The following is a 22,443-nucleotide window of genomic DNA, read 5'->3' on the forward strand; positions in this document are numbered from 1 at the left end:
TTGTTGGACAAGGTGTTTTTTATTGTTTAACATTCAACAAACTCTAACTTTTCGTCAATCGGCGTCCTTCCTTTATCAATTGGAATCTTTTTTGGATATCCCATTTGCATTACAGCAGCTATTTTAATTCGTTTGCCCTCTAACCCGATTTCTTTTACAAATTGTGGATCGTGCATATAGGGTGTGATAGTCCATAACATACCTACCCCAAACTTCCATGCGGCTAGTTGAGCATTTTGTATAAAAGCACAAATGGATGCATATTCTTCTTCATTTCGAATCTTATCGTTGGGCTGTTCATAATAAATCACAGCATGGTGAGGGATAGCAAGAAGGAAACTGGATAAGGAATCTATCGTTTTTAACGTTTTCGGATGGTCATCATCTTTAATCATGCCAATCCTCTGGTAACTTTTCATGATACTTTGAATAAAGCCCTTCCTTCCGTCACCTTGATATACTTTAATTTTCCAACGTTCTTTCATATAATGGGTCGGCGCAAAGGAGCCATAGGTGAAGATTTGCTTTAATGTTTCTTTATTTACTTGTTCTTCTTTAAATGAATGGATAGATCTACGAGACTTAATCCCCTCTAAAATATCAATAACGTTCTCCTCCTGCCCACATTCTTACTACTATTTTAACATACATTCATATTTTTCTATTTAAATTCTACCCCTGTCATCACTTCCATAAAATGCTTGAAAAATTTTGGATAGTCTAGCTGTAACGCAATTTGATGTTTTTTAATGACCGCTTCCGTTTCTTCTTCTAAATCTCCAAATGGTCTTATGTCAGCAATACTCTGACCCCGTTCCGTTCCATTCATTGACCGTACGACATAAACCGGAAAACTCTCATACTTAAGCATATCATCATAATATACAGCCATTAAGGTGAGTACATCATGTAAAGGACTTCCTTGTACACTTGGATCACGTTTTTTATAAAAATCATAATAGTAATCAAGGAGGGTTTTTATTAGAGGTACTTTCCCGACTTGATCAATATAATTAACCATTTCAGGTGTAACAATTGCTCTAGATGTTACATTTAAAGGATAAATTTTAACCTTACTTGCATAACTAAGAACTAATTGTGCAGCTATCGGATCGCCATGGAAGTTAGCTTCAGAAACTGATGTAACATTACCTGGATACCAGAATGCTCCTCCCATAATATAGTATTCTTTAATTTGTTTCATCAAATTAGGATGCAGAATAAACAATGTAGCTAAAGAGGTCAATCGACCAATATTAACGATAATAAGATCATCCAAATGTTCTTTAATGATTTCAATGACTTCAAAGAAATTTTCACTTAAAACCTGAGCCCCATCTGTAGGGGGTATAATAGGCCCAAGTCCATATTCCCCATGAATTTCCGGGAAAAACTTAGGAATTTCTCCCGTCATCGAAAGTTCCGCTCCTGCAATAATTTTAAAATTTTCTATTTCTAATATATCAAACATCTTATAAACATAATTAATATTAGCTATCGCATTTTCTCTAGGTATGTTACCATAATCGGCTACCACACCTACTACGTCAATATCTTTACTTAAATAAGAAAAGATGAGAGCTACAGTATCATCTATGCCAATGTCTCCAAAGAGCAATACTTTTTTCGCCATTCTTCCTCCCTCCCTATGCTATGATATTAATTCTATAATTTGTCCTATGCCTTCATGGAAACAATAAAAAAATAGAGTGCTAAACCTTTCCGGTTTTGCACTCTATTGATTTTGTAACTAACTTATTTTTTCAAGTTATAGAATGAACCTAATCCACCATATTCGCCCATGCCAGCCAATTCATCTTCAATACGTAATAATTGATTGTATTTAGCTACACGGTCTGTACGTGATGGAGCACCAGTCTTAATTTGACCAGCATTTGTTGCAACAGCGATGTCAGCAATAGTTGAATCTTCAGTTTCACCAGAACGGTGAGAAATTACTGCTGTGTACCCAGCGCGTTTCGCCATTTCAATTGCATCAAATGTTTCAGTTAGTGTACCAATTTGGTTAACTTTGATAAGGATAGAGTTACCTACACCTTGCTCGATACCTTGTGCAAGTTTTTTCGTATTTGTAACGAATAGGTCATCTCCAACTAGTTGTACACGGTCACCAAGACGGTCTGTTAATAGTTTATGACCTTCCCAGTCGTTTTCATCTAAACCATCTTCAATGGAGATGATAGGATATTTGTTAACCATTTCTTCATACCATTCAACCATTTCTGCAGAAGTACGAACAACGCCTTCTCCTTTAAGGTTGTATTTACCGTCCTCATAAATTTCAGAAGAAGCAACGTCCATTGCTAATTTAACTTCTTCACCAGGTTTATAACCCGCTGCTTCAATTGCTTCTACAATGGTTTGAAGAGCTTCTTCGTTTGAACCTAGGTTAGGAGCGAATCCACCTTCATCACCTACTGCAGTATTGTAACCTTTTGAACCCAATACTTTTTTCAATGCATGGAAGATTTCTGCGCCCATACGAAGTGCTTCTTTAAAGCTTTCTGCGCCAACAGGCATAACCATAAATTCTTGAATGTCTACGTTGTTATCCGCATGCTCTCCACCGTTAACAATGTTCATCATTGGCGTTGGAAGTGTTTTAGAGTTAAATCCACCTAAGTAGTTATATAATGGTACATCAAGTAAATCAGCTGCAGCACGAGCACAAGCCATGGAAACACCTAGAATTGCGTTTGCACCTAATTTACCTTTGTTTTCAGTACCGTCCAATTCAATCATTGTTGCATCAATGATGTTTTGACGAGTAACGTCCAATCCAACTAGTTCTGGAGCAATTACTTCATTTACGTTATTCACAGCTTGAAGAACGCCTTTACCTAAATAACGGTCTTTATCTCCATCGCGTAATTCAACTGCTTCATATTCACCAGTTGAAGCACCACTTGGAACTAACGCTCTACCGAAAGCACCTGATTCTGTATAAACTTCTACTTCTACTGTTGGGTTACCACGTGAGTCTAATACTTCACGTGCGTATACGTCTGTAATGTATGGCATAATTTTTTCTCTCCTTAATTATAGTAGTTTTTTATTAAGTCCATTTTTCCAATCAATGAGTGGCTAGCCAATCTTAGCTCATTACTGGAGTTTTAGGATATATATTTATTTTTCAATCAATGAATTCCCAGTCATTTCTTCTGGTTTTTCAACATTCAATAAATCAAGTAAGGTTGGTGCTAAGTCTGCAAGAATTCCACCATCACGTAATTTAATATCCTCTTTCGTAACGATGACAGGTACAGGGTTTGTTGTATGAGCTGTCATTGGTTCACCTTCCAATGTTACTACTTCATCCGAGTTACCATGATCAGCTGTAATAATTGCATTCCCACCAAGTTCCACGATTTTATCGACAACTTTGCCTAAACACTCGTCCACTGCTTCGATTGCTTTAATAGTTGGTTCTAACATTCCGGAATGCCCAACCATATCAGGGTTAGCAAAGTTAAGAATAATAGCATTTGGACGTTCTTCAGAATCAAGTTCTTGAAGCAACGCGTCCGTCACTTCGTAAGCACTCATTTCTGGTTTAAGGTCGTAAGTCGCTACTTTTGGTGAATTAATAAGAATTCGTTTTTCTCCGTCGAATTCTTGTTCACGTCCACCACTCATGAAAAAGGTTACGTGTGGGTATTTTTCTGTTTCTGCAATACGTAATTGTTTTAAACCATTTTGAGACAGAACCTCACCAATCGTGTTATCCAAGTTCACCGGTTTATAGGCTACATAACCATCAACTGTTTCACTAAAGTTTGTTAACATCGTGAAATCAAGATTTTTCGGAACACCAGGTCCACGATCAAAATCACGGAAGTCTTCATTTGCAAAAGTACGAGAGATTTGGATTGCACGGTCAGGTCGGAAATTATAGAAAATGATAGAATCATTATCTTGTACTTTTCCAACTGCCTCTCCATTTTCATCAACAATTACAGAAGGAATAACGAATTCATCATAAACTCCGTTTTCATAGGAGTCTTCTACAACTTCCATAGCGGTATGGTAGCTAGGTCCTTCCCCATATACCATGGCATCATATGATTTCTTCACACGATCCCAACGTTTATCCCTATCCATGGAATAGTAACGCCCAGAGATGGTAGCGAACTGACCTACACCTAGTTCCTCCATTTTTTCTTCTGTTTGTTTAATGAATTGTTTCGCTGTTTGTGGTCCAACATCACGACCATCAAGGAAACCATGAACATAAACTTCTTTAAGTCCTTGATCACTTGCAAGCTTTAACAAAGCGAACAAATGATTAATATGACTATGGACCCCACCATCAGATAATAAACCAAATAAATGTAACGCACGGTTATTATCTTTGGCATGTTGGATCGATTTTAGAAAAGCTTCATTATGGTAAAATTCGCCTTCTTTAATAGACAAATTCACTCTTGTTAAACTTTGATAAACGATACGGCCTGCACCAATATTCAAATGTCCAACTTCAGAGTTACCCATTTGTCCTTCAGGTAATCCTACCGCTTCTCCACTAGCTGTTAATTGATTATGTGCAAATTGGTTCCAGTAACGGTCAAAGTTTGGTTTTTTCGCCTGTGCAACTGCATTCCCAAATTGTTCATTACGAAATGCGAATCCATCTAAGATGATTAATGCAGCTAGTTTTTCATTACTCATTTTGCTCCAGCCTCCACAAGCTGTAAGAAAGAGTCAGCTTCTAGGCTTGCTCCACCAACAAGTGCACCATCTATATCAGATTGTGCTAATAATTCATCCACGTTAGCAGGTTTTACACTTCCACCATATTGAATAATGACTTGTTCTGCAGTAGCTTCTGAAGTTAATTCTCTTACAACATTACGAATATGTGTACATACTTCATTAGCTTGTTCACTTGTCGCTGTTTTACCAGTTCCAATTGCCCAAATTGGCTCATAAGCAATGATTGTATTTGCTACTTGTTCTTCGGATAAACCTTCAAGCGCTTTTTGTACTTGAGTTCCGACAAGACCCATTGTTTCGTTAGCTTCACGTTGCTCTAATGTTTCACCAACACAAACAATTGGCGTTAAACCATGATTGAATGCAGCATGAGTCTTTTTGTTAACTGTCTCATCTGTTTCCTCAAAATACTCACGGCGCTCAGAGTGACCTAATACAACGTGAGTTACTCCTAGGTCCTTTAACATAACGGGACTTACTTCACCAGTAAATGCTCCATCATTTTCAAAGTGCATATTTTGTGCAGCAACTTTTAATTTAGAAGCCTTTGATTTCTCTACAAGAGAAGCTAAAAATGGATATGGTGCACATACGATTGCTTCTACTTGATCACTATTAGGTATTTTTTCTTTTACTTCATCTACAAAACTATTTGCTTCGGATAAAACTTTATTCATTTTCCAGTTACCAGCAATTACTTTTTTACGCATTGTCTCACCTCAAAATAAATTAAATGCAGGATTTAATTTTTATATTATTTGTCGTCTAGAGCTGCTACTCCTGGTAAAACCTTACCTTCCATAAACTCTAGGGAGGCTCCACCACCAGTAGATACGTGGTCCATCTTATCTGCTAGACCGAATTTTTCAACTGCAGCTGCTGAATCTCCACCACCAATTACAGTATATCCTTCTGTAGTTGCAAGAGCATTTGCTACAGCTTTTGTTCCATTAGCAAATATATTTAATTCAAATACACCCATCGGTCCGTTCCAAATCACTAATTTAGATTCAGATACAATCTTGCTGTATTTCTCGCGAGTATTCGGCCCAATGTCTAATGCTTCCCAATCTGCTGGGATTTCTTCAATGGATACTTCCTTCGTATTTGCTTCTTCAGAGAAATCATCTGCTATAACAACATCTTCTGGAAGAACAAAATTTACACCTTTTTCTTTAGCTTTTTTCATAAACTCATTTGCTAAATCAATCTTATCTTCTTCTAAAAGGGATTTTCCTATTTCATGACCTTGTGCTTTAATAAATGTATAGGCAAGGCCACCACCGACGATTAGATTATCTACTTTTTCTAGCAAATTATCGATTACATCAATCTTGTCTTTTACTTTAGCCCCACCAATAATCGCTGTAAATGGGCGCTCTGGATTTTCTAACGCTTTGCTTAGTACACTGATCTCTTTTTCCATCAAAAAGCCAGCTGCAGCAGGTAATTTTTCCGCAACACCGGTTGTTGAAGCATGTGCACGATGAGCCGCTCCAAATGCATCATTCACATATAAATCTGCCATAGCTGCGAAACTTTGCACTAATGCAGGATCATTTTTTTCTTCTCCCGCTTCGAAGCGAACATTTTCTATTAATAATAAATCACCATCATTAAGATTTGCGATTGCTTCATTTACTTCGTCGCCATAAACCGCATTTGTTTTTACTACTTCTTTACCACTTAATTCACTAAGTCTTTTAGCTACTGGGTCCAGTCGTAATTCTTCTACTACTTGTCCTTTTGGTCGACCTAGGTGACTCGCTAAAATTACTTTAGCCCCATTGTCTGATAAGTGTTTAATTGTTGGTAATGCGGCTTTAATTCGGGTATCGTCGGTTACTTCCCCATCCTTCATAGGCACATTAAAATCGACACGGCAAAAAACTTTTTTCCCTTTTACATCAAGGTCTTTTAGTGTTTTCTTATTCACGTTAGATCCTCCTATATTATGTAGATGTCTTGTATTTAGGGTCTGCCATTTCCCGCATACTTATCCATTATATACTAAATGAAATAAGAAGAGATAGGAAAATGGGAAAAGGGGGAGGAGCTGCCTCCTCCCCCTCAGGAAATTTATACTTTTTAGCGGAAGCGCCAAGATTAGCACTTCTACTTCATTTATTATAGCCCTTGTTCAGCCATGTAAACAGCTAAGTCTACACAACGAGTGGAATAACCCATTTCGTTGTCATACCAAGAAACAACTTTTACCATGTTATTTTCCATTACCATTGTTGATAATCCATCAACGATAGAAGAGTGAGTGTTTCCAACAATATCTCTAGATACTAATGGTAATTCACTGTATTCCATAACTCCTTTTAATGGTCCTTGTGCTGCTTCTCTGAATGCATTGTTAATATCATCAACTGTTACATCTTTTTCAAGTTCAGCAACAAGGTCAGTTAATGAACCATCTGGAGTTGGAACACGAACAGCCATACCATTTAATTTACCTTCTAATTCAGGTAATACTAGACTTACCGCTTTAGCAGCACCTGTTGTTGTTGGAATGATATTTTCAGCAGCTGCACGAGCACGACGATAGTCTTTATGTGGTAAGTCAAGAATTTGTTGGTCATTCGTATAAGAGTGGATAGTTGTCATTAAACCACGTTTGATTCCAAATGTATCATTAAGTACTTTAGCAAATGGTGCTAAACAGTTTGTTGTACAAGATGCGTTTGATACAATGTTGTGTTGGCTTGGATCATATTTATCATTGTTAACACCCATAACGATTGTTAAGTCTTCATTAGATGCAGGTGCAGAGATAATTACTTTTTTAGCTCCAGCTTCAATGTGTTTCTTCGCATCTTCTGCATTAGTGAAACGACCTGTAGATTCAATTACGATATCTACTCCAAGATCTCCCCATCCTAATTGTGCAGGGTCACGTTCTGAAAGTACTTTAAACTCTTTACCGCCTACTGCAATATTGGAACCATTTACAGTAACTTCTTCTTCTAAAATTCCGTGAATAGAGTCATATTTAAGAAGGTGAGCTAGCATATTTGCATCAGTTAAGTCATTAACTGCAACGATTTCTACATTATCATTTTTTAAAGCTTGACGGAAAACATTACGTCCGATTCTTCCAAAACCATTAATACCTACTTTAACTGCCATTAAAAATTCCTCCTAATGTTTTTTTGTATAGGTTTGTTCAAGTATAGAAGGTTTCCCCTAATTCCTTGAACATATATTTAAAAGGATTTCCCTCTTAAAATTTGTTCCGCAGCTGCCTCATCTGTAATTAATAAATCACTTTTCCCTTGTTTAAAGTATGATTCTATCGCTTCTGCCTTAGAAGTTCCCCCAGCAACCGCGACAACATGATCAACTGATGATAAGTCTTCCAGTTGTAATCCAACTGTTCGTACTTTATGAACAACGGACCCATCTTGATTGAAATAATATCCAAATGCTTCACTAACCGCATGCTTCATTAAAAGCTTATGCATCGTTTCTTCGGATGTCTTTCTACGCTTGGCCATTGTATTTGCATCACCTATACCATGAATAACAATGTTCGACCCTTTAATATGGTCTAAAACATCCTTAATCATCGGTTCGTTAATTAATGTTTGGTATGCTGATTCACTAATTGGGTCTGGAACGAATAGTTGACGATATTCACCATTCGCTTTTTGCGCCATCTGAGAAACAATACTACTAGCTTGGTTCTCGGCTTTCTCTCCAATCCCACCACGAGCAGGAACAAATAAAATATCATGACTTAAAGGAGTCATTACATCAGCAATGGCTGCCATTGTTGTTCCACCAGTTACAGCAATAACGGAATGAATAGAGACAATCTTTTTAAGATAAGCAACACATGCCTTACCCATTTCCTGTTTTACCCATTCATATTCATCACTGTTTCCAGGGACAATAATAACGTTTCTTACATTTAACTTTTCCCGAATTTGCTTTTCTAAAACAGATAATCCGACAATTTCTCGCATCATGTCAGATAATTGTTCAAGAACTAATTTACCCTCTTTTGAAATATACATACCCTTCGACGTTACATCAAGGAGTCCTTGATTATGTAAAAAATCAACTTCACTTCGGACATATCTTTCTGTCATATTTAAATGATCTGCTAAGCTTCTTCTTCCTATAGGTTCAAAGTTCTCAACAGCTTGTAAAATAAAGTAACGTTGTTGCATAATTTTCAAAAGGTCTGGTACCAATTTCTTTTGCAATTCAGTAAAAGTTCTCATATAATCCCTTCCTAACTGGACATAATTCGTCCCATGCGGTTCTATTATGTCCCAGCCGATTTTAATTATAACATAGTTTAATGAATATACAAATAAAAGGTTCCAAATAATGACTAGCAAGTGTGTTAGTTTTCTAATCCTTCCTTAATACCAAAAAAAAAGGAAAACCGTTATTTTCCGGCTTCCTTTTCAAATTCTTGTTTTAATAACTCTTCAACTGAGTCATAATTGATTTCTTCACAATTTAATTGTTTACCATTTACCTCTATTATCGGGATTAATAGTTGATATTTTTCCAACCATTGATCATTAGAGTATATATCCCGCATTTCTATTTCATACGGATAGTCGTGTCTAAAAATAGAAAGCAATCCTTCCGCATCCACACATAAAGAACAATTTTCTTTTGTGTAAAAGTTAATATGTAACATTATTTTTTTCTCCTTCTATTGGTTGATGATGGTATACGTAATTGTTCTCGATATTTCATAATTGTCCTTCGAGCAATTTGAATTCCAAATTCCTCCTCTAATATGTTTTTTATTTTTTGGTCTGACAATGGATTACATTTATCTTCCCCATCAATCAATTGATTCATAAGATTTTGAATGGCTGCTTTTGCTATATTTTCCCCTGTATTTTTCCGAATTCCCGATTGTAAGAAAAATTTTATTGGTAATACACCAAATGGGGTTTGCACATATTTATGACTAATGGTTCGACTTACTGTAGAAATATGAACTTCTAATTGGGAGGCTATTTCCCTCAGCGTCAACGTTTTCAACTTAGCCATTCCATATTCAAAGAATAAAAATTGATTTTCTATTATTACTTTAATGATTGACTCTAGTGTATTCGTCCGAAAATAAATCGCTTGCTTTAACGTTTCAACCTGATTATATTTTTCTTTTAGAAATAAATCCGTTTCCTTTTCTATCCCTTTAAATTTTTCATATTGATGATTAACTTTTATTATCGGGGATGCCCAATTATAAAACTTCAATTTCCATATGTCATCTTCTTTATAAATCATCGCTTCTGGTATGATATATTCTACCGATTGTTCATTTAACAGTTGACCCGGTTTTGGATGGCATAATCGAATATTCCGAATTAATTCTTTTGCCACGGTTTCCGTAATTCCATAACTCCTTGCAATTAAATCTATCTCTTCGTTTGCAATCCAATCTAAATGATTATTTAATAACTCATTAAGAAAAGGCGGAGCTTTATCCATTTTCCTTAATTGCAAAATGATACATTCCGAAAGAGTACGGGCTCCTATTCCAACAGGTTCTAACATTTGTATAATATCTATCGCTTTTTTAATTACATTTAATGTAGTTGAACATTCTTCGGCCCAATGATTTAAATCAATATCTAGATAACCATCTTCATTCAGCGAATCAATCCCATATTCAATGACGGGTTGTAAATCTTTCGAGTAGCCTAACGTAACGAGCTGTTTCTTTAAGTGTTCATACATCGAATCTTTCTTTTCATTAATTTCCCCAATATCTGGTTTCTCATATGAATGAGAACGTCGATAGTTTACCATATCATAGTCATAATTAACTTCTTCTATTAATGGATTTTCTTTAGCAATCTGATTGATATAATCCATAAGCTGTACACTGTTATATTGCAATAATTGAATGGATTGCATTAAAGATTGATTCATTTTCCATTGTAATGTTTGATTTTGAATTAACCTTGTTTTCATCCATTCCCTCCTTTGGAAAAACTCCTATTCACTGGCGCTTTAGCGAATGATTTAGTTTTTCTTATACTTGTATTGGGACGTTAAAAATTCCAACATCTTCTTACTAAAATTTTATACATTCCTAACGTAAAAAAGCCCTTACAATTATTTTGCCATTAAATAATAAGAATGTCATTTGGCATACTACAATTGACAGATGGATTTATAAATATATATGATATTTAAGTAATTATTAACTTGCTATTGTTACATAGTTTTTTTATTACCCCATTCTGGAAATAGTTAGGAAGGAAGAATACATATGATTGAAAAAGAATCAAAAAGCGTTTCCCTGCTTATAAGAAGATACGTCATGTTATTTATCGGTGCTTCGTTAGCAGCTGTTGCCCTTGAGTTATTCTTAGTGCCGAATAACATTATCGATGGGGGCGTAATCGGTGTTTCGTTATTAATAAATCATTTATCTGGCATTAACTTCGGGATATTAGTTCTAATTATAAATATTCCGTTCCTTATCGCAGGTTATAGAAGAATTGGAAGGGAACTTCTATTTTCTTCATTATTCAGTATCATCACCTTATCGATTATGGAAGGTTTTCTCCAACGGTTTAATACCATTACGGATGAACCTTTACTAGCAACTGTGTTCGGAGGTCTTCTTCTAGGTGCTGGGGTAGGAATTGTTATCCGTAACTCAGGTGCGCTAGACGGAACGGAAATACTGGGAATTCTAGTTACGAAAAACATGCCGTTTTCCGTCGGGGAATTTGTCATGTTTATCAATATTTTTATTTTTGCATGGGCTGGTTTTGTTCTAGGTTGGGAACAAGCAATGTTATCTATTTTAACTTATTATATTGCTTCAAAGACCATCGATGCTGTCGGTCAGGGAATTTTAAATGAAACGAAGGCTGTCATAATTGTTTCTAAAAATCCAGATGGCATAGCAGAAGAAATCGGTAATCAATTAAAACGCGGTGTAACCATTTTTTACGGTAAGAACAATTATAAAGATACAGATACAGAAGTATTATATGTTGTTGTCGCTCGTTTGGAAGTTGCTAAATTGAAAAGTATTGTACACCATATTGATCCCAAAGCCTTCACTACAATAATGGATGCTCAAGAAGTTCATGGCGGAAGATTTAAAACCGCGTCCCATTAATGAATTGTCCTCCAAATTAGTATTATGAAAAAGACCCTTAGGACCTTCCTTTCATCAAAGAAGGTCCTTCTCTTTTAGTTATCCCACAAACAGTAAAAAGTTTACCATTCCTTTTACAATTAAAGACTTTTATGTAACAAAGTTAACGTTCTTTTTAATTCATCCACTGCTATTTGTCCTGGTGCAGAGGCCTTTTTCGCTGCTCCAAACGTTAATGCCGACCCAAATAATTCACCAGCTAAGCGCGAAATCACACCCTTACCTGCCATTGACATCGTAATAATCGGACGATCTGCATAGTGCTCTTTCATTTCTCTTGTCGCATCTAATAAGGTCAATACATCGGCCGTGTTTGTCGGCATCACAGCAATTTTAGGAATATCCCCACCTAATTCCTGCCCTTTTCGTAATCTTGCTATAATTTCCTCTTTATTTGGGGTTTTATGAAAATCATGATTCGAAATAATAACATAAACGTCATGGTCATGGGCAACCTCAACCAAATGTTTTACATCCTTTTCCTCGTTAAACAATTCTACGTCAATCATGTCCACTTGTCCGGTCTGAACAATCGAACAATTTAGTTCAATATAATAGGAGGTGCTAATTTCCTTTTCTCCCCCTTCTCTTAAACTACGAAATGTAAAAATGATAGGAGTCTGTGGTAGTAGTTTTCGTATTTCCTTTAGTGCCTCTTTTACTTGATAGATATCTTCTACGTGCTTAAATAAATCAACTCGCCACTCTACAACATCAACCTCTAAGGTAGCAAGATACTTTACCTCTTCTACTATTCTTTCAATGGTTTCTCCTACAATTGGTACACAGACTTTCGGTATCCCTTCCCCTATGATTATATTTTTCACTTTAATTGGATTCATTATTTAAGACTCCTTTTTAGTTAGATTTTAAATAGGGTCATGCCATTACTCTAGTGCCAGTTCTCATTTATTAATTTAAAGATAGAATAAACGTTTCCGTGACTTTTATCAATATTTTCTTTCAATTCCTGGATTAGTACCATTTTCCAAATAAGCCTGCAGTCGACCGTGAGATGTCACTCTATCACTATTTAACTTTGTTCAATACCTTTACCAAACGAAAATATTTCCATACCTGCGAAAATGAAGCAATTAAGGACTTGAATCTAGTAAAAATTAAGGTTATAATATTACATGTCTCAAATTTATTATATGTGCCCATAGCTCAGCTGGATAGAGCACTGGTTTCCGGTACCAGGTTTTGCGGGGGTTCGAATCCCTCTGGGTGCGTTAAAGCACAAAAACGATATAGAAACGCAGTGAAATTCATAGTTGAATTCACTGCGTTTTTTTATTCATACATTTGATTTTTTGTTCTGTGCTTAGTCTCTTTTACAAAATTAAGAATTTACATTATAATATCTTTAACTTATCAAAGAGGAAGAGGATTGAAATGGGATTAAACAATATATCTCTTAGGGAACAAAATATTGTGCTTATCGGATTTATGGGAGCAGGCAAAACCACCATTGGCAAAGCCGTTGCAAGAAAACTTTATCGAGACTTCATTGATATAGACGACGTAATCGAAAAAGAATTTAACATGCCTACCTCTCAAATATTCAAGGTATTTGGTGAAAAAACATTTCGTGAAAAAGAGAAAGAAACCATTCAAAATCTTTGTAAAAATCAAAGACTCAAGGTTATTTCACTTGGTGGTGGAGCGTTTTTACAAGATGAGATTAAAGAGGCATGCTTATCTAATTCCATCGTTTTCTATCTTTCATTATCCTGGGAATCATGGAAAGAACGGATTAGTATGATTATTGATAGCCGACCAGTTCTTCAAGGGAAAAATTATGAAGAAATGAAACAACTGTTTGACAAAAGACAACCAATCTATGAAGAACATCACTCCAAGGTAACAACAGACAATCAAGATGTTGAAGAAATAGCAAATTATATCGTATCCTCATTAAAAACAGCTTGGGACATTTATGAACCAAATCGTTAATTCATAATTTAAGGAAAGAAAGTAGAAATATACTTTCTTTTTTTATGAAAACAATAAATATATATACCTTAATGTCTTAATCACGAGGGCGCAACGGGATTATAACCTCCCAAAATTCTTTGTAATTAACATACTCTTTTGGTTTATTATATAAAATTATGGGAAAGATGGAAAATGTACCCAACTTGTCGAACGTTTTTGTTTGACCTTCATTGACCATTGAGCTATTATGGAAATATAACATTTTGGCTAAACTTTTGTTATTAAGGGAGGATTAACTATGAATTTAGTACCTACAGTTATTGAACAAACTAATCGTGGTGAACGTGCCTATGATATTTACTCACGCTTATTGAAAGACCGTATCATTTTACTAGGAAGCGGAATCGATGATAATGTATCAAACTCTATTGTTGCACAATTATTATTCTTAGAAGCAGAAGATCCAGAGAAAGATATTTCATTATACATTAACTCACCAGGTGGTTCTATCACTGCTGGGATGGCAATTTATGATACGATGAACTTTATTAAACCAAATGTATCTACTATTTGTATTGGTATGGCTGCATCTATGGGAGCATTTCTACTTGCAGCTGGTGAAAAAGGGAAACGATATGCCCTACCAAATAGTGAAATTATGATTCACCAACCATTAGGCGGAGCACAAGGTCAAGCAACCGACATTGAAATTCACGCAAGACGTATTATCGAAATCAAGAAACGCATGAATGAAATCCTTGCTGAAAAAACAGGACAGCCTCTAGAAGTAGTAGAACGCGATACAGAACGTGATAACTTCCTGACTGCTCCACAATCAGTTGAATATGGATTAATCGATAAAATTTTAGAACGTAAACCAGAATAATAATAAAAACTCCCTTTCAAAAAAGTTGAAAGGGAGTTTTTATATTTTATTTTTTGGAAACAAATTCACATAAATGATCAATTGCATTTTCTTCATCAGGACCATCCGCAATTAGTTTAATTTCTTCCCCATAAGCAACAGCTAAACTCATTAGCCCCATTATACTTTTTGCATTCACTTTCTTACTGTCTTTCTCTAAAAATAAATGTGCTGCATAGCGGTTTGCTTCTTGAACAAATTGTGCCGCTGGCCTTGCCTGTAAACCGGATTCTATTTCTACCTTTATCTGTTTCTCAATCAATCTTCTCATCCTCCCAAATAAGTAAGCGCTAACATTAATTTTCTTTAATAATATGAAATATCTTTAAATCGATTATCTAAAAATTACATTTTTATTCTGTAAATTACCTGTATTATATCATATGTAAAGCTAAAAGGAAAATATCCCCTTTTAACTTTACAATTATTAGAAAAAGCGAATTTGTATGGTTCTGGTAAATGCTCTCGTTGTAATTATGCAGGACAAGTAAGTTCTATGCCTTCTTATCTGCTAAAACAAATTCACCTTGCTTAATCTTTTCTGCAAACTCATCTATCTTTTTAAGACGGTGGTTTACACCAGATTTTGAAATTTTACCGCTTCCTACTAATTCACCTAATTCTTTTAACGACACATCTTGGTGTTCTACCCGTAATTGAGCAATCTCTTGTAGTTTTTCTGGTAGTTTATCCAAACCAACCGTATTTTCTATAAGTTTAATATTTTCTATTTGACGAAAAGCCGCTCCGATTGTTTTATTTAAATTCGCCGTTTCACAATTCACCAATCGATTAACAGAATTTCGCATATCCCTCACAATTCGAACATCCTCAAATTTAAATAATGCATTATGCGCACCAATTATGCCTAGAAACTCAGTAATTTTTTCCGCCTCTTTCATATAGACAATATAACCTTTTTTACGCTCCAACGTTCTGGCACGTAAACCATATGAATTAAGCAATTCGCAAAGTTCATTATTATGGTCCTCATAGTTATTAAAAATCTCCAAATGGTAAGAGGATGTTTCTGGATTATTAATGGAACCACCAGCCAAAAATGCTCCTCGTAAATAGGCACGTTTACAACATGACCTAGATAAATATTTATCAGATATAGTTCTTACAACAGTATATGAATCTTTTATAATTCCTAATTCAGTTAAAAATTCACGTACCTTCTCCTTTAAACGAACAATGTAAACATTATTTTTTTTAAGCTTCATTTTCTTTCTAACAAGTAGCTCCACTGGTGGATCATAATTTGCTTTGATGAGTGTATATATTCTACGAGCGATTGCAGCATTTTCAGTTTGAACATCTAACGCGTATTGTAATCTATTGACAGAAATAACACCGTTCATTCGAATTAATGCAGTTAATTCAGCATGTTTACAACATTCATCAACTTCTAGCCCTGTTAGTTCTTTCTTTATTTCTGAAGCAAAGGACATCGTAATCCCCTCCCTTCCCTTACAAGCTGTTCAAAAAGCGCGGTGAACCCGCGCTATACACCTATTATTTGTCGATGATTGAAAATAATAAATTTGCAATTTTCTTTTTATCATGTCTTACGGTCTTATTAGAATGATTAATAATATCTCCCTCAATTATCTCTAATCCCATATCGACCAATTTTTCAATATCATAAATGACTGGTTCGGCGTTTTCCTCTGCATAAATTGCACGAATTGATTGTTCGATAGGTTCGTTATGAACAACAATGGAGTCCACACATCCAGTACCAATATGATTCTGGATAGCCTGAATATGGTCAGAAGCAGTAAAACCAGTTGTCTCTCCCGGTTGTGTCATTACGTTACAAATATAGACAACTTTCCCTTGCGTTTTCCTTAATGCTACATCAATTTGAGGGATTATTAAATTAGGCAGAATACTAGTAAATAAACTCCCCGGGGAAATAATGACTAAGTCCGCATTCTCTATTGCATGTACCGCATTAGGTAATGGCTTTATCGGCTGTGGTTCTAAAAACACACGTTCAATTTTTTTATTTGCTTTAGGAATATTGGATTCCCCAAATACATATGTCCCATCTGTGAACCTAGCATGTAATGTCATATTTTGATCGGAAATAGGGTATATATTTCCCTTTACATTAAGTACTCTCGAAATTTCCTGTATTCCATCATAAAAATCCCCAGTAATAGAGGTCATTGCAGCTAAGAGTAAATTTCCTAGTGAATGACCTGACAAACCATTACCTACAGAAAATCGATGTTGAAAGAGATCAAGTAACATAGGCTCCGCATCAGACAGTGCTGCAATTACATTTCTTATATCACCTGGAGCAGGAATTGCCATTTCGCTTCGAATTCTTCCTGTGCTACCGCCGTCATCAGCCACAGTAACTAGTGCCGTAAGATCAATTGGTAAATTTTTTAGACCTCTTAAAAGAACCGGCATACCAGTTCCGCCCCCAATGACAACTACACGCGGCTGCTTTTTCTTCACCATGTTAGGAGTTTCCCTTTCTTTTATCAATATCGCGATGACTTACATGTGTAATATAGTTAGAAGAAAGTTCTTTACCAAAGTATTCAGCTAATGCTACAGAACGATGTTGTCCACCTGTACAACCGATACCTATGACTAATTGAGTTTTTCCTTCCTTTTTATATTGTGGGAGCATAAATCGTAATAAATCTAAAACTTTCTCGATAAATGTTTGGGTCTCAGACCACTTAAATACGTATGAAGAAACTTCTTGATTCAACCCAGTTAACGGTTGTAAATTACCCACATAATGTGGATTTGGTAAGAATCTCACATCAAATACAAGATCCGCGTCAATTGGAATCCCATGTTTAAATCCAAAAGAAACCATGTGTACAGAGAAAATTTCTTGTTCTTCTTCAGAATATATATTAATAATCTTTTCTCTTAATTCTCTCGGTTTTAAATTGGTTGTATCAATAATTCGTTGGGCTCTACCACGGAGTAGATCTAAAATGTCTCGTTCCTGTCTAATACCATTAAGCGGTAAACCACCAGGATCAAGCGGATGGGAACGTCTTGTTTCTTTGTACCTACTCACTAACTTTTCATCTTTCGCATCAAGAAATAGAATATGATCATCTAACCATTTTTCTTTTCCTAAAGTTTCCAATGCATCAAATAAGAAGTCAAAAAATTCCCGTCCCCTTAAATCCATGACAACTGCAACTTTTTGTATCGTATTAGCAGAATCCTTCATTAATTCAAGAAACTTTGGTAATAAAGTAGGGGGCAAATTATCTACACAGTAATATCCTAAATCTTCAAAGCTCTGTACAGCTACTGTTTTACCAGCGCCTGACATGCCAGTAATAATAACTAATTTTGTTTCTGTATTTTTATCGCTCATCCTATATCTCCCCTTTAAAAACACCTAAATGGAAGGATTGTATATCATTACAATGTATTTTTCATAAGATAATTAGTCTTCCTTACACATTATACTATGAATAATACTAAACTTCCATGACAGTAGAATTTTTGTTTTGCCTAGTTTTGACAATATTAATTATTTGATGCAGAAACTTGTTGCAATCATATTTATGTAGCTGCCAAAAAAGAACAAAAAAAGCACAGGTTTCTATACCTGTGCCTAGTAACTAATCTATTTATAAAAGGGGGTCAATTAGTTACTTTTATTGTACCCCTTCTTTATTTCACCCGTGTTACAGCAGGATTAAAACTACGTAAAAATCACTAACTTTTATGAATTAGAGACTTTTGATTTTTCTTGCCATTCTTCAATATATTTAATAGCCGATTCTGCAGCAATACTTCCATCACCGGTAGCTGTTACAATTTGTCTAAGTTGCTTTTCTCGAATATCACCAGCAGCAAAGATTCCTGGGACATTCGTTTCCATATTTTCATTTGTTGGAATATATCCTTCATCATTTGTAATCCCTAATGAAGCAAATGGTGAACTCAATGGAACCATACCGATGTAGATAAATGCTCCATCAGCTGGAAATTCTGTTACTTCACCAGTTTTTGTGTTTTCTAACGTAACACTACTCACTTTACCTTCAGGACCATTAATTTTCTTCACAACACTATCCCAAATGAAGTCAATTTTCTCATTGTCAAATGCGCGGTTTTGAAGGATTTTTTGTGCTCTTAATTCGTCACGACGGTGAATAATTGTAACTTTATTAGCGAAGCGTGTCAAGTAAACACCTTCTTCAACCGCTGAATCACCACCACCGACTACAACTAGTTCCCTTTCTTTAAAAAACGCACCATCACAAACCGCACAATAAGAAACACCACGGCCAGTTAATTCATCCTCACCATCGACACCAAGCTTTTTATATTCTGCGCCTGTTGCGATGATTATTGCTTTGGTCTTATATTCCTTATCGCCAGCTTTAACTATTTTATAGTCAGCCTCATTAATTATTTCTTTTATATCTCCATACGCATATTCTGCACCGAATTTTTTAGAGTGATCAAACATTTTGTTCGATAAATCTGGTCCTAAAATATGGTCATATCCTGGATAATTTTCGACATCTTCCGTATTAGCCATTTGTCCACCAGGAATTCCTCGTTCAATCATAAGTGTTGATAAGTTTGCACGTGAGGCATAAACAGCAGCAGTCATACCAGCTGGACCTGCACCTGCGATAATTACATCATACATACGTTCATCGGACATTTTATTCGCCCCTTTAATCCTATTTATTTTAGAGAGTGTTCAAAAAGTCCGATAAAAATGACATCCTACTTTTTGAACATGCACTTTAAGTCATCTCTAGCTTATTAAAATAAACGCAGTACGTCTAATATTCTGCTCATTGACTTTTTTCGGTTCGAATCAAAGTTTTTAAGAATCCCAAGGCCCTTTTTCTTTTGCTAAATGGGGATGTAAGTTACATCCTTCTTTCCATAATTCTAAGGCTTTGGACGTCTCACCAAGATGGTAAGCGGTTCTACTATACCAGCGATAATAAGAGGAATGATTTTTCACTTTTCCTTTTGTCATTGAACGGAATCGAAGGTGTGCTTCTTCATAATTTGCAGTACGAGCTAACGTCACCGCTATTTTTAGTTTTTGCTGTTCATGTATTGGATATACATTACTTATAGCTTGAATAAAACGATCACTTTTTTCCTTTTCACCTAATTCATAATAAAAGATAGCTAAATTCGTTAGGCTATATAATGAATTTGGGTATTCATCAAATTGTTCTAATTCCTTCCCTAAAGCATCTTCCTTTCTACCAGAAAAGAATAATGCTTGTGTATAGTCGTGTTTAGGATTTTCATGATTCGGAAATAGTTCAATCATTTTTTCTATTACCGGTAACGCTTTTTCCCATTCCATCTTTTCCATATGAAAAAAGGCAGTTTCTTGATAAATAAGAAGCTCATCCTCATCTTCTAGATCAAATTCATCCAATTCTTCATCATCAATTTCAATTAACTCTAACAACTGTTTGGCATCATCACTGAAATCGCCATCTGGTTCTTTATCAAGATATGAAGTTGCATATTTTTTCGCATCATTTAATAGACCAAGATGTGCATAATTATTAGCAATTAAATAATAACAGTCAATGTAATCACTTGATTGTAATACGTTCGTTAATAATTGATTGGCTGCATGGTATGCACCAATCTCTGTATATATAATAGACATTTGACATTGGTATAGTGGTTCATTTGGCTTTTGTTCCACAGCCTTTTTCATCCATTTCAAAGCAATATCAAATTTCCGATTACGGAATGCCTCAACACCTTTTGTAAAATAAAAATCACCATCTGGAATATAAGGGACAATATTATTTACTTTATTTTCTTCTTTATTCGTTACATGTGACATGTGTATCCCCCTATTTTCTTACATACGAAAAAATTATATCATATATAACCTCCTAAATATATACCTATTTCTTGGATAAAAATTTAAAAGGACAGCCATAAAAACGGCTGCCCTTAAGTATTCGATTCTATTTAGGGAACATTATTCCTTGATTGGGTGTACAGCTTCATAAAGTAATTGGTCTAATTCTTTGGTGTAATCTTCTTTTTGTTGCTTACTCCATTTTAGAACTTTTTCCATATAATTGATGACTGTTTCTTTATGTTGATGGACCCAATTTATATCAAAGAATAACGCACCTGTTCTTCGGATAAAAAAGTCAACAGGCTTATAAACTAACTCATGCTCGATGGCATACGATAGCATCGCTAACACATCAGGTTCAATATTTTCCTTCTTCGCTTCCTCCAGACAGTTCTGATAGATATTAAATACCGTATCTACGTTTGAACCATATTTTTGAATAAGTTTTAGAGATGTTTCTTTATCTAAACCTAAACGAATTCCTTCTCCCACTTTTTGTTCTTTAAAGCGTTCAAATCCTTTGGAACCGCCTGTATCCCCACCGGAGATTGGTAAATGTTCCGTATTTGATTCCATATAGAGAATTCCTTCTTCTTCTTTTAGTTGCTTAACTACAGTATTTACAGCTTGTTCTGCCATTTTCCGATAACCAGTTAATTTACCACCAGCCATGGATATAAGTCCAGAGTCGGATACAAAAATCTCATCTTTTCTAGAGATTTCGCTCGGATTATCGCCTTTACCCTCTTCAGCAATTAACGGTCGTAGTCCCGCCCAACTTGATTCAACGTCGTTTGGTCCTAAATTCACTGAAGGGAACATATAGTTTATCGCTTTTAATAAATAATCACGATCTTTTTCAGTCATTTGTGGATGTGCAATATCGCCCTTGTAAGTTGTATCCGTTGTTCCGACATACGTTTTATTTTCACGCGGTATTGCAAAAACCATCCGACCATCAGGCGTGTCAAAATATATAGCCTGTTTCAACGGAAAAGCTTCTTGTGAAATGACCAAGTGTACACCTTTTGTTAAATGAAGTGCTTTTCCCTTTTTAGACCCGTCCATTTCTCTCAGATCATCTACCCAAGGTCCACCTGCATTAATTATCTTTTTAGCATACACCTTATGTTTTTCACCGGTAATTTGGTCTTCTACAACTACACCGACCACTTTATGGGTTTCGTTATAAAGAAGTTCGACTACTTTGGCATAGTTTATGGCAGGGACTCCTTTTTCTACTGCTTTTTTCATCACTTCAATGGTTAACCTGGCATCATCTGTCTTATATTCAACATAATACCCTGCACCTTTTAGTCCTTGATCTTTAACTAACGGCTCTTTTCTTAATGCTTCTTCAACACTAAACATTTTTCGACGCTCTGTCTTTTTCACTTTTGCAAGAAAGTCATAAACACGAAGACCTATATTTGTTGTAAACGGACCAAATGTACCACCCTTATGGAATGGTAGCATCATCCATTCAGGTGTAGTTACATGTGGCCCATTTTCATATACGATGGCCCTTTCTTGCCCTACTTCTGCTACAATTTTAATTTCAAATTGTTTTAAATAACGAAGACCACCATGAACAAGTTTGGTGGATCGACTTGAAGTACCAGCAGCAAAATCTTGCATCTCAACTAGTCCTGTTTTAAGTCCCCTTGTTACAGCATCCAATGAAATTCCAGCGCCTGTAATCCCACCGCCAATTACTAATAAATCTAATTTTTCCTTTTTTAAAGTATCAAATATATCATTACGTTTATAGCTTGAAAAATTATTCATGTCCTACACTCCTTATAGGTAGCATACCCT

Annotated in this window: 21 protein-coding genes and 1 tRNA gene; 4 read left to right on the forward strand and 18 right to left on the reverse strand. The window is 35.4% G+C overall.

Annotated features, from left to right (window positions below; genetic code table 11):
• Positions 1-26: 26 nt before the first annotated feature.
• The 10 genes from A9178_RS05045 to rpoN all read right to left on the reverse strand — a co-directional run bounded on the left by A9178_RS05045 (position 27) and on the right by rpoN (position 10,692).
• Positions 27-605: a nitroreductase family protein gene (locus A9178_RS05045; RefSeq protein WP_068672981.1), complete on the reverse strand. Its 579-nt coding sequence runs from the start codon at positions 603-605 to the stop codon at positions 27-29.
• 56 nt (positions 606-661) lie between these two features.
• Positions 662-1,633, reverse strand: coding sequence for a nucleoside hydrolase (locus tag A9178_RS05050; protein WP_068672983.1), 972 nt, complete (start codon positions 1,631-1,633; stop codon positions 662-664).
• 122 nt (positions 1,634-1,755) lie between these two features.
• Positions 1,756-3,042 (reverse strand): phosphopyruvate hydratase, encoded by a 1,287-nt coding sequence (gene eno, locus A9178_RS05055; RefSeq protein WP_068672985.1) that lies wholly within the window; start codon positions 3,040-3,042, stop codon positions 1,756-1,758.
• Between the two features lie 105 nt (positions 3,043-3,147).
• Positions 3,148-4,689: a 2,3-bisphosphoglycerate-independent phosphoglycerate mutase gene (gene gpmI / locus A9178_RS05060; protein WP_068672987.1), complete on the reverse strand. Its 1,542-nt coding sequence runs from the start codon at positions 4,687-4,689 to the stop codon at positions 3,148-3,150.
• Complete coding sequence (gene tpiA, locus A9178_RS05065) at positions 4,686-5,444, reverse strand: triose-phosphate isomerase (RefSeq protein ID WP_068672988.1); 759 nt, start codon at positions 5,442-5,444, stop codon at positions 4,686-4,688. Before tpiA ends, gpmI begins: the two co-directional genes overlap by 4 nt.
• A 44-nt stretch (positions 5,445-5,488) precedes the next feature.
• Complete coding sequence (locus A9178_RS05070) at positions 5,489-6,670, reverse strand: phosphoglycerate kinase (protein ID WP_068672990.1); 1,182 nt, start codon at positions 6,668-6,670, stop codon at positions 5,489-5,491.
• A gap of 191 nt (positions 6,671-6,861) precedes the next feature.
• Entirely contained in the window at positions 6,862-7,869 is a 1,008-nt protein-coding gene (gene gap, locus A9178_RS05075) for a type I glyceraldehyde-3-phosphate dehydrogenase (protein ID WP_068672993.1), read from the reverse strand.
• A gap of 77 nt (positions 7,870-7,946) precedes the next feature.
• Positions 7,947-8,969, reverse strand: a complete 1,023-nt coding sequence (locus A9178_RS05080; RefSeq protein ID WP_068672995.1) for a sugar-binding transcriptional regulator — start codon at positions 8,967-8,969, stop codon at positions 7,947-7,949.
• 170 nt (positions 8,970-9,139) lie between these two features.
• A complete protein-coding gene (locus tag A9178_RS05085) occupies positions 9,140-9,400 on the reverse strand; it encodes a glutaredoxin family protein (protein ID WP_068672997.1) in 261 nt (86 codons plus the stop codon).
• Positions 9,400-10,692, reverse strand: a complete 1,293-nt coding sequence (gene rpoN / locus A9178_RS05090) for an RNA polymerase factor sigma-54 (RefSeq protein WP_068672999.1) — start codon at positions 10,690-10,692, stop codon at positions 9,400-9,402. Before rpoN ends, A9178_RS05085 begins: the two co-directional genes overlap by 1 nt.
• A 301-nt stretch (positions 10,693-10,993) precedes the next feature.
• On the opposite strand from rpoN, the gene A9178_RS05095 reads away from it, so the two are divergent.
• Positions 10,994-11,857, forward strand: a complete 864-nt coding sequence (locus A9178_RS05095; protein ID WP_068673001.1) for a YitT family protein — start codon at positions 10,994-10,996, stop codon at positions 11,855-11,857.
• Between the two features lie 119 nt (positions 11,858-11,976).
• Here the strand turns inward: A9178_RS05095 and aroD are convergent, their stop codons facing one another.
• The gene (aroD, locus tag A9178_RS05100; protein WP_156520703.1) at positions 11,977-12,741 is read right to left on the reverse strand and encodes a type I 3-dehydroquinate dehydratase; all 765 of its coding nucleotides are present in this window, start codon (positions 12,739-12,741) and stop codon (positions 11,977-11,979) included.
• A 311-nt stretch (positions 12,742-13,052) separates the two neighbouring features.
• On the opposite strand from aroD, the gene A9178_RS05105 reads away from it, so the two are divergent.
• The 3 genes from A9178_RS05105 to clpP all read left to right on the forward strand — a co-directional run bounded on the left by A9178_RS05105 (position 13,053) and on the right by clpP (position 14,720).
• Positions 13,053-13,128, forward strand: a tRNA-Arg gene (locus tag A9178_RS05105).
• Between the two features lie 163 nt (positions 13,129-13,291).
• On the forward strand, positions 13,292-13,852 hold the full coding sequence (locus A9178_RS05110; RefSeq protein WP_068673005.1) for a shikimate kinase: 561 nt from the start codon (positions 13,292-13,294) through the stop codon (positions 13,850-13,852).
• A 280-nt stretch (positions 13,853-14,132) separates the two neighbouring features.
• Positions 14,133-14,720 (forward strand): ATP-dependent Clp endopeptidase proteolytic subunit ClpP, encoded by a 588-nt coding sequence (gene clpP, locus A9178_RS05115; protein ID WP_068673007.1) that lies wholly within the window; start codon positions 14,133-14,135, stop codon positions 14,718-14,720.
• A gap of 46 nt (positions 14,721-14,766) precedes the next feature.
• Here the strand turns inward: clpP and A9178_RS05120 are convergent, their stop codons facing one another.
• The 7 genes from A9178_RS05120 to A9178_RS05150 all read right to left on the reverse strand — a co-directional run bounded on the left by A9178_RS05120 (position 14,767) and on the right by A9178_RS05150 (position 22,413).
• On the reverse strand, positions 14,767-15,021 hold the full coding sequence (locus A9178_RS05120; protein ID WP_068673009.1) for an HPr family phosphocarrier protein: 255 nt from the start codon (positions 15,019-15,021) through the stop codon (positions 14,767-14,769).
• Positions 15,022-15,253: 232 nt separating this feature from the next.
• Positions 15,254-16,213 carry a DNA-binding protein WhiA gene (gene whiA / locus A9178_RS05125; protein ID WP_068673011.1) on the reverse strand — a complete coding sequence of 320 codons (960 nt, stop codon included), beginning with the start codon at positions 16,211-16,213 and terminating at the stop codon, positions 15,254-15,256.
• Between the two features lie 64 nt (positions 16,214-16,277).
• Positions 16,278-17,237 carry a gluconeogenesis factor YvcK family protein gene (locus tag A9178_RS05130; protein ID WP_068673013.1) on the reverse strand — a complete coding sequence of 320 codons (960 nt, stop codon included), beginning with the start codon at positions 17,235-17,237 and terminating at the stop codon, positions 16,278-16,280.
• A 1-nt stretch (position 17,238) separates the two neighbouring features.
• Positions 17,239-18,126 carry an RNase adapter RapZ gene (gene rapZ, locus A9178_RS05135; RefSeq protein WP_068673015.1) on the reverse strand — a complete coding sequence of 296 codons (888 nt, stop codon included), beginning with the start codon at positions 18,124-18,126 and terminating at the stop codon, positions 17,239-17,241.
• A 354-nt stretch (positions 18,127-18,480) separates the two neighbouring features.
• A complete protein-coding gene (trxB, locus tag A9178_RS05140; protein ID WP_068673017.1) occupies positions 18,481-19,434 on the reverse strand; it encodes a thioredoxin-disulfide reductase in 954 nt (317 codons plus the stop codon).
• Positions 19,435-19,602: 168 nt separating this feature from the next.
• On the reverse strand, positions 19,603-20,601 hold the full coding sequence (locus A9178_RS05145; RefSeq protein ID WP_068673019.1) for a tetratricopeptide repeat protein: 999 nt from the start codon (positions 20,599-20,601) through the stop codon (positions 19,603-19,605).
• A gap of 141 nt (positions 20,602-20,742) precedes the next feature.
• Positions 20,743-22,413, reverse strand: a complete 1,671-nt coding sequence (locus tag A9178_RS05150; RefSeq protein ID WP_068673029.1) for a glycerol-3-phosphate dehydrogenase/oxidase — start codon at positions 22,411-22,413, stop codon at positions 20,743-20,745.
• Between the last annotated feature and the right edge of the window lie 30 nt (positions 22,414-22,443).

It is taken from the genome of Oceanobacillus sp. Castelsardo (assembly GCF_001659985.1).
Lineage (GTDB): Bacteria > Bacillota > Bacilli > Bacillales > Amphibacillaceae > Oceanobacillus.